This is a genomic window from Alloalcanivorax venustensis ISO4 (genome assembly GCF_015356855.1).
GTDB classification, from domain to species: Bacteria; Pseudomonadota; Gammaproteobacteria; order Pseudomonadales; family Alcanivoracaceae; genus Alloalcanivorax; species Alloalcanivorax venustensis.
The window spans coordinates 25,313-33,072 of sequence record NZ_ARXR01000030.1 but is presented as its reverse complement, the minus strand read 5'-3'; the positions used below and the strand labels follow the sequence as shown (position 1 = coordinate 33,072).

The window sequence follows — 7,760 nt, the reverse complement described above, 5'->3', positions numbered from 1 at the left end:
CACTTGCAAGAGGTGTACATAGACGTATTTACGGCGGGTCCTGGACACTGGCACCGAGACCGAACCGGGCTACGGAGCCGCCACCCGAAGCCCGCCGCATAGCTACTACAACCAGGTTTCCGCGTACTCCGCCAGCAGTGAGCGCGGCACCCCGTTGAGCTTCACCGAGCCGCCATAGACGAACCCCTTGAAGCGCTCCGTCATATAGGTCAGCCCGGAACTGGTGGGCGACAGATAGGGCGTATCGATCTGCGCCAGGTTGCCCAGGCACACCACCTTCGAGCCCTCCCCCGCCCGGGTGATGATCGCCTTCATCTGATGCGGGGTCAGGTTCTGGCTTTCGTCGATCAGGATCAGGGATTTCTGGAAGCTGCGGCCACGGATGTAGTTGAGCGCCTTGAACTGGATATTGGCGCGCTCCTTGACGTACAGAATGCTGCCGGAGGGGTTCTCGTCGTTGAGGTGCAGCGCCTCGATGTTGTCGTTGATGGCGCCCAGCCAGGGGTCCATCTTCTCTTCCTCGGTGCCGGGCAGAAAGCCGTGCTCCTCCGCCAGGGGCGGCGTGGAGCGGGTGGCGATGATCTTGTTGAAACGCTTCTGCTCCACCGTCATCTCGATGGCCGCCGCCAGCGCCAGGATGGTTTTCCCCGAGCCCGCCGCGCCGGTGAGCGTCACCAGGTGGATATCCGGATCCAGCAACAGTTGCAGCGCCACCGCCTGCTGAATGTTCATCGGCCGCAGGCCCCAGGCCTGCTGCTCCATCAGCGTTTCCGCCTTGTGGTGGCGCAGCGTGACCACGCCGCCCTCGACACTGAGAATGCGGCCGACGAAGCCGTGCTCATCGAGTATGTACTGGTTGGGATACACTTCCTCGCCGAGGATATCGCCCACCACCAGGCCGTGGGGCAGCCGGTGCAGGGTTTCCGCGCCCACCTGCTCGGTGTCCACCTCGGTGACCTGATCCCAGAAGGAACCGGGCACTTCGAAGTAGCCGCGCGTGAGCTGCTTGATGTCCGACACCAGCTGGTCGTTGTGGTAGTCCTCCGAATCGATGCCGCAGGCGCGCGCCTTGAGGCGCATGTTGATGTCCTTTGTCACCAGCACGTAGCGGGTGTCCGGGTCGGCCATCTTCATGGCCATCACGTCATTGATGATGCGGTTGTCGTTGAGGTGGTCGGGCAACGCGGAGCCGCCGGCGCTGCCGCGCGGCATCAGCACGGTGAGCGTGCCCTGGGTGTAGTTGCCCCGGCCGATGGGGATGCCCGCTTCCACTTCCGCCGGCGTCGCCTGGCCCAGCACCCGGTCGATCTGGCGAATGGCGGCGCGGCAATCCGCGGCGGTGTGCGACTTGCCGGTTTTCAGGCGGTCCAGTTCCTCCAGTACGGTCATCGGAATCGCCACCCGGTGCTCTTCGAAATTAAGCAACGAGTTGGGATCGTGGATCAGAACATTGGTATCAAGAACGTAGGTTTTCGGAGTGGTATCGGGTTGCCCAAAGCGCTGGTCGGATGAGTGGCTGTCGGATGTGGCGGAAACGGAATGCAAGGTGGCCGCTCGCTCTTCCATGCGTATCCCCTATTTGCGTGACGTTAGGGCGGCGGGATACGGGCACGAGAGTGACGCCTGCTCCTGCCGCCGTTTACAGTGCTACCGGCGGTTGCTGGTTAGCTTTCAGCTTCGGATCGCGATCACTCCCGCAAGGGCGGGATGTAAATTACCATAACCCAGCTTTTCAGACCTGACAACGAGAGTCGTCAACGAATTGATAGAGAGTCGTCAACGAATTAACGAGAGATCGTCATGCCATTGGAACATCCCGAAGTCCGTATGCCGCCACCCCTCCTCCACCTGGGCGGCCTGCTGGTCGGCTACGGCCTGGATCAGGCGCTGAACTGGTCGCTGCCGGCATTTGCCGGCCGCCAGGGCATTGCCGCCACCCTGGCGCTGATCGCGATCGCGGTGTTGCTCACTGCCCTGCTGCAATTGGCGCGCGCCCGTACCACGGTGATGCCGCACCGCGCCGCCCGGACGCTGATCACCGGCGGTGTGTTCCGGCTCAGCCGCAATCCGATTTATCTGGCGTTCGCGCTGCTGCATCTGGCCTGCGCGCTGAGCCTGGGCAGCCCGGGCATGCTGCTGATGCTGGTGGCGGTGCTGTGGGTTATGCATAGCCACGTGATCGCCGCGGAAGAAGCTTTTCACGCGCAGCGGTTCGGGGCGCAGTGGCAAGCGTATCGGCAACGGGTGCGGCGCTGGCTTTAGGCGGCTCGGTGGCCGGCCCGCGCCGGCCCCGTTTAAGGAATTGCGGCGGCAGCAGGGTGCCGTCGAGCAGGGTCAGGCGGGTGGAGCCGAAGTGCCCGGGCACGAAACCGCTGACCCGCACATCCCGGGGCAGCCAGCCCAGCCGCCGGTAGAACTCGGCGACCAGCTCGGAACAGAACCAGCCGCGCCGGTCCGGCGGACGGGTGAAGCCGGTGAGCAGGTCCCGAACATTGCACCAGAGGTAGTTCTTATAGGGACGGTGCAGCAGGCGCGCCACCAGGCGCCGGGCGAGTCGCTGGCGGGCCTCGCTCAGCGGCGGACCCAGGCGGCGGCGCACCGCCACGTCACCGGCGTAGTTGGCCAGCTTGCGCGCCAGGGGCACCAGGGTGACGCCCGCCACCGGCCGGCCCAGATGCAGGTCGGCGGAATCGCCACCGCCGGCGGCTTCCAGCACCAGCGGCTCGGGGTAGCCGGGCAGCCGCACCACCAGACCGATGTGGCTCCAGGGGCTGCGGGTGAACACCCGGATCACCGCGCTGACCGGCCCGCGTCCGGAAAACAACAGCACATCGCCGGTTTCCAGGGATAACAGATTCAGGTCTTGAACATCGGTCACGGCAGCGGTCCGCAGGCCAGGCTCGAGGCAAGACTGACCGGGCCGGGTGACAGTGCGCTGACAGTTTGATCACGCTTGCGTGACCTTCGCGGCGCCGGCGGATTGTCATAAAACCGTGACAGTGCGCGGTTAGTCTGGGCGTTCCGACGACGGCCGGACCTATGGAACAACACCTCTACCAGCTACAACGCCACCTGCCCGAGCAACTGCATCTGGACAACCTGATACGCCTGGGGGAACGGCACCTGCGCGTGACCGAGGTACTGACGGTGCCGCAGGGCGACATGCGCCTGCCGGTGCGGGTGATCGAGATGGGCAGCCAGGCCGCCGGGGCCCCGGCGATCGGCTTTTTCGGCGGCGTACACGGCGTGGAACGGATCGGCACCCAGGTGATTCTGTCCTGGCTGCACAGCCTGATTCACCGCCTGCAGTGGGACGACCAGCTGCACCGGCGCCTGGAGCATATCCGCCTGGTGTTCATGCCGATGGTCAACCCGGGCGGCATCTGGCGGCGCACCCGCAGCAACCCCAACGGCGTCGACCTGATGCGCAACGCCCCGGTGGAGGCGGACGGCCGGGTGTCGTTCCTGGTCGGCGGCCAGCGCATCAGCCGGCACCTGCCCTGGTTCCGGGGCCGGGCCGGCGACCCCATGGAGGCGGAGGCCCAGGCGCTGGTGCGGGTGGTGGAGGAAAAGCTGCTGCGCGCGCCGGTATCGCTAAGCCTGGACTGCCACAGCGGCTTCGGCCGGCGCGACCGCATCTGGTGCAGCTACGCGCGCACCCACCAGCCGATCGCCCACCTGGCCGAGGTGTACCGGCTCAAACAGGTGCTGGAGGCCACCTACCCGCACCACCACCCCTATCTGATCGAGCCCCAGTCCCTGAACTACACCACCCACGGCGACCTCTGGGACTATCTCTACGACCGCGCCCGCGAACACCACCCGGAAAAAGTGTTCCTGCCGTTCACCCTGGAAATGGGTTCCTGGCTGTGGGTGCGCAAGAACCCCCGCCAGATGCTGGATTTCTTCGGCTTCTTCAACCCGGTGATCGGCCACCGCCACCACCGGGTGCTGCGCCAGCATCTGCCCCTGCTGGAATTTCTCACCGCGCTCACCGCCAACGCCGGCAACTGGCTGCCCACCGGCCCACGCCGCGAGGCACTGACCCGCGAGGCGATCCGCCACTGGTTCGGCGGCGACCCGGCCTAGTCCTCTGGTGGTCCTATTCTTGCAGCCCTACACTGGCGATATTCATTCAGAGGACCTTCGATTATGAAAAAAACGCTGTTGCTCCTGCCCGCCCTGATGCTGGCGGGTTGCCAGATGCTCAACTACCAGGAACCCACCGGCGAGGACACCGCCTCCGTGGTGTTCACCGGCAATGAAGCCGCCCAGCCCGTGGTCTGCGTGCCCGGCCGCGGCTTCAAGGACACCAAGACGTCGCTGGCGGTGAAGCCCTGGGACACCAACGCCTTCGATGAACTGTTCAGCGCCATGAAAAAAGCCGAGCAGGTGCCGGTGACGGTGGCCGCCGACGGCCAGACCCGCATCGGCGTGGTCTACAACGAACGCGACACCGACATGCGCCGCAACCACTGCCGGGTGGCCGTGCAGTTCAACGCCCAAGCGGGGGCCCGCTACCTGGCCCACTTCACCCGCAACGACGCCGGCCAGTGCGGCCTGGAAGTGCGCGGTGAGGAAGGCGTGCTGGCCGACGCCGTGCCGGTGGACTGGGACTGCCCCTGATAAAAGCGCCGTTTTGGTGCAAGGCACCGAAATGGCGCATTCGCTCCGCCCTCTTTACTTGATTTTACCCTTCCTCTTTGCGCCTACCCCCTCCAAACCCCTGAAAAATCAGGGGTTTTTATTTTTGGCACGCTCCCTGCTTTATACCGATACGAGCCTCCCAGGCCGGTGCGCCAGGAGCGCACAAACCACAGAACATTTGTTATTTGCAAAGAGGGTTGCACATGAAACACGTATCTGGGATCAAAAAGACCGTTCTGGCCGCCAGCGTGGCCGCCACCATGGCAGCAGGCCTGGCCGCTCCTTCCATCGCCGTTGCCGAAGTCAGCGGTACCGTTGGTGTTTCCAACATGTACTTCTGGCGTGGTCAGGACCTCACCGAGGGCAACGCCCAGGTGTTCGGTAGCCTGGATTACGCGCACTCCACGGGCCTCTACGCCGGTATCTGGGGCAGCTCCGAACTGGGCGGCACCGAGTACGACCTGTACGCCGGTTACGCGGGCTCCCTGGGCGACTTCAGCTACGACATCGCCTACGTGGACTACAACTACCCGAACTCCGGTGAGTACACCGATGATGGTGAATACCGTGACCTGCAGGAAGTGATCCTGAGCCTCGGTTACGCCGGCTTCAGCGCCGCCGGTTACTTCGGTGTGGGTGACTACGGCCGCGGCGACGACTCCGTGGACAACGAAGACAACTACTACACCGTGGGCTACGCCTACGATAAGTACGGCATCACCGTGGGCACCTGGGATCGCGACGCCGACGACACCAACTACACCCACGTGGATCTGAGCTACGCGCTCACCGACGAGCTGGGCTTCACTGTGTCCAAGGTCGTGGATTCCGACGATCTGTCTGAAATGGAAGACAACGACGACGCACTGTTCGTCGTCACCTACGCCCTGTCCTTCTAAAGGCACCAAGAACACGGGGCGGGAACTCTCCCCCCGCCCCTATTTTTCCCACCGTGGGGCCCTCCCTGGTCCTCGCTGGAAACGCAAGCAGGCCCCACGGTGTTTTTTACGCGAGTCCCCGCCTACTCAAAGTACGTCACCAGACCATCATGGTCAGACACCACCTCGGTGCCGTCACTGCCGTACAAGCGGTCATAGCGCCCGGCATTGCCCCGGCTCACCGCCACACCCTGCAACTCCGCCTTGAGGGCCTCCGACAACCAGACGTAATCCAGCGTCTGCGGCCGGCAACGGTGGCGGTAACTGTATCGCTCCGCTGGTTTCACTTTGTCCCAGCTGTTGTACAGCCCGCTCGCCGCCATCACCGTCAGCGGCTCGCTGAAGGCGCCGCTGTCCGGCGCGCTGTTGAAGTCGCCGACCACCGCCAGGGCCGTGTCGCTATGGGCCCGGGACCACTCGGCCAACCGTGCCGCCTGGCGGCGCCGCTTCTCCGCCACCCAGGGTTTCTCACCGAGGCCGTTGGCGCTGCGCAGATGCACGATCACCAGGGTCAGCTCGCGGGGCGCGGTCAGGGAGACCGCCAGCGGCGGGCGGCTGAACAGCGGCTGGTTCCGGAAGCGCTGGTCGGCGAACAGGGCGCGGACACCGCCGACTTCCGCCGGGGCCCGGTGCAACAGGGCCACGTCCATGCCGGCCGGGTCGTGGCCTTCCAGCAGCCGCGCCCGGTAGCGGGGCCCGCCCCGGGCGGTGACGCGCTCGGCGAGCTGTTCGAGGATGGCGAGGCTCTCCACCTCCTGCACCGCCAGCAGCACCGGCGCCTTGAGGGTGTCGACGATATAGCCGGCCAGGGCGTCCAGGCGCGCCTGATAGACGGCGTCGTCCAGGGGGCGGTCGATGGGGCTGTTCTTTTCGGTGTCGCGCAGGCGCCAGAGGTTGAAGGTGGCCAGATTCCATTGCCCCTCGGCGGCGGTGGGCACCGCCCGGGGCGCGGCCAGGTCCCGGCACTCGGCGCCCGCCGGCCCGGCGGCCAGGGCGCCGAGCAGCAGCCAGAGCGCGGCGCCGCGACCGGAAGTCACCCGCTCAGGGGGCGCTGTGGCGCACCGGGAAGTCAGTGCAGAGGTCGTCATGGTTGGCGAAGGTGAGGCACACCTCCACGCTTTCGCCGGCACGCGGCACCTGGCTCAGTTTCATCAGCATCAGGTGCTTGCCGCCGGGGGCGAAGCGCACCCGATCGCCGGGATCGATACGCACACTGTCCAGGTGCACCATCCGCCGCTGGCCGTCCTCGCCGGTGCGGCTGTCGTGCAGCATGGCGCCGCCGGCGAAGTCCACGTCCGCGCCTTCCAGTTTCACCACCCGGTCGCCGCGATTGCGGAGCTCGAAATAGCCGGCCATGGTCGGCGACACCGGCGGCACCGCGCGCAACCAGGCGTCGCTGATTTCCAGATCGCCGGCGGCGGCCGGCGTCGCCGACAGCCCCAGCAGGGCCGCCAGGGCCACGGGCTTAAAGAAGGCTTTGAACATCATGGACCACCTCGTCGATGTCGAAATCCGCCGGGTAGAGCTTGCGCACCCGGCCCTGCCGGTCGAGCAGGTAAATGTAATCACTGTGGGTGAAGTCGTAGGCCTCATCCTGGCCGTCCGTCTTCAGGAATACCACCCCGTACTGCTCCGCCACCGCCTCGATCTCGGCCACGCTGCCGGTGAGGCCGATGATGTCGGCCTTGAACCAGGGCAGGTATTCGCGCAGATGGGCGGGGGTGTCCCGCTCCGGATCGAAGGTGATGAACACCGGCTGCACCGGCCCGGCGTCGCCCTGCTCGTCCAGATTGCGGTAGGCCTGGGCCACCCGCGCCAGCACCGCCGGGCAGATGTCCGGGCAGTGGGTGTAGCCGAAGAACAGAATCACCACCCGGTCTTCCAGGGACGACAGCCGGAACGGCTCGCCATTGTGATCGGTGAGTGTGAAATCACCGCCAAGGCGGGTGTTCACCGGCAGATCGCTGCCCGGCTCGTCCCCGCAGCCGGCCAGGGTCAGGGCCGCCAGCAGCAGCGCCAGCCCGATTCGAATCTTCGTTTTCATCCTCTCTCCCGCGCGCCGGGCGCGCCTTTGGAAACCGCGCCAGGGCGCGAACGGCGCCGATCATAGCGTTTCGGGGCCGCCGCTCCCAGCCCGCCGGGCGCGGCGATTCGCCGCGCCCGGCCGCGCCGGTG

General features: G+C 66.0%; 9 protein-coding genes. 4 read left to right on the top strand and 5 right to left on the bottom strand.

Features of this window, described 5'->3' with window-relative positions; genetic code table 11:
* Positions 1-105 precede the first annotated feature (105 nt).
* Positions 106-1,566 carry a PhoH family protein gene (locus ISO4_RS13840; protein ID WP_142949539.1) on the bottom strand — a complete coding sequence of 487 codons (1,461 nt, stop codon included), beginning with the start codon at positions 1,564-1,566 and terminating at the stop codon, positions 106-108.
* Between the two features lie 261 nt (positions 1,567-1,827).
* Here ISO4_RS13840 and ISO4_RS13835 point away from each other — a divergent pair, with 261 nt between their 5' ends.
* Entirely contained in the window at positions 1,828-2,262 is a 435-nt protein-coding gene (locus ISO4_RS13835) for a methyltransferase family protein (protein WP_228548137.1), read from the top strand.
* Here ISO4_RS13835 and ISO4_RS13830 read toward each other — a convergent pair.
* Positions 2,162-2,878: a C40 family peptidase gene (locus ISO4_RS13830; protein ID WP_323745388.1), complete on the bottom strand. Its 717-nt coding sequence runs from the start codon at positions 2,876-2,878 to the stop codon at positions 2,162-2,164. The genes ISO4_RS13835 and ISO4_RS13830 overlap by 101 nt on opposite strands.
* A gap of 161 nt (positions 2,879-3,039) precedes the next feature.
* Between ISO4_RS13830 and ISO4_RS13825 the strand changes: the two genes are divergently transcribed.
* The 3 genes from ISO4_RS13825 to ISO4_RS13815 all read left to right on the top strand — a co-directional run bounded on the left by ISO4_RS13825 (position 3,040) and on the right by ISO4_RS13815 (position 5,546).
* On the top strand, positions 3,040-4,089 hold the full coding sequence (locus tag ISO4_RS13825; RefSeq protein ID WP_194856597.1) for a M14 family zinc carboxypeptidase: 1,050 nt from the start codon (positions 3,040-3,042) through the stop codon (positions 4,087-4,089).
* 63 nt (positions 4,090-4,152) lie between these two features.
* Positions 4,153-4,626, top strand: coding sequence for a hypothetical protein (locus tag ISO4_RS13820; protein ID WP_194856596.1), 474 nt, complete (start codon positions 4,153-4,155; stop codon positions 4,624-4,626).
* 224 nt (positions 4,627-4,850) lie between these two features.
* Positions 4,851-5,546, top strand: coding sequence for a TorF family putative porin (locus ISO4_RS13815; protein WP_067608465.1), 696 nt, complete (start codon positions 4,851-4,853; stop codon positions 5,544-5,546).
* A 122-nt stretch (positions 5,547-5,668) separates the two neighbouring features.
* Here the strand turns inward: ISO4_RS13815 and ISO4_RS13810 are convergent, their stop codons facing one another.
* Genes ISO4_RS13810 through ISO4_RS13800 form a run of 3 tightly spaced genes read right to left on the bottom strand, consistent with a single transcriptional unit; the run spans position 5,669 to position 7,629 of the window.
* On the bottom strand, positions 5,669-6,622 hold the full coding sequence (locus ISO4_RS13810; RefSeq protein ID WP_323745387.1) for an endonuclease/exonuclease/phosphatase family protein: 954 nt from the start codon (positions 6,620-6,622) through the stop codon (positions 5,669-5,671).
* 4 nt (positions 6,623-6,626) lie between these two features.
* Positions 6,627-7,073, bottom strand: a complete 447-nt coding sequence (locus ISO4_RS13805) for a copper chaperone PCu(A)C (protein WP_228548136.1) — start codon at positions 7,071-7,073, stop codon at positions 6,627-6,629.
* The gene (locus ISO4_RS13800; protein ID WP_194856594.1) at positions 7,051-7,629 is read right to left on the bottom strand and encodes an SCO family protein; all 579 of its coding nucleotides are present in this window, start codon (positions 7,627-7,629) and stop codon (positions 7,051-7,053) included. Before ISO4_RS13800 ends, ISO4_RS13805 begins: the two co-directional genes overlap by 23 nt.
* Positions 7,630-7,760 lie beyond the last annotated feature (131 nt).

Coding starts and splice junctions, on each gene's coding strand:
- ISO4_RS13840 (WP_142949539.1), bottom strand. CDS start 1,566: ATGGAAGAGCGAGCGGCCACCTTGCATTCCGTTTCCGCCACATCCGAC.
- ISO4_RS13835 (WP_228548137.1), top strand. CDS start 1,828: ATGCCGCCACCCCTCCTCCACCTGGGCGGCCTGCTGGTCGGCTACGGC.
- ISO4_RS13825 (WP_194856597.1), top strand. CDS start 3,040: ATGGAACAACACCTCTACCAGCTACAACGCCACCTGCCCGAGCAACTG.
- ISO4_RS13820 (WP_194856596.1), top strand. CDS start 4,153: ATGAAAAAAACGCTGTTGCTCCTGCCCGCCCTGATGCTGGCGGGTTGC.
- ISO4_RS13815 (WP_067608465.1), top strand. CDS start 4,851: ATGAAACACGTATCTGGGATCAAAAAGACCGTTCTGGCCGCCAGCGTG.
- ISO4_RS13805 (WP_228548136.1), bottom strand. CDS start 7,073: ATGATGTTCAAAGCCTTCTTTAAGCCCGTGGCCCTGGCGGCCCTGCTG.
- ISO4_RS13800 (WP_194856594.1), bottom strand. CDS start 7,629: ATGAAAACGAAGATTCGAATCGGGCTGGCGCTGCTGCTGGCGGCCCTG.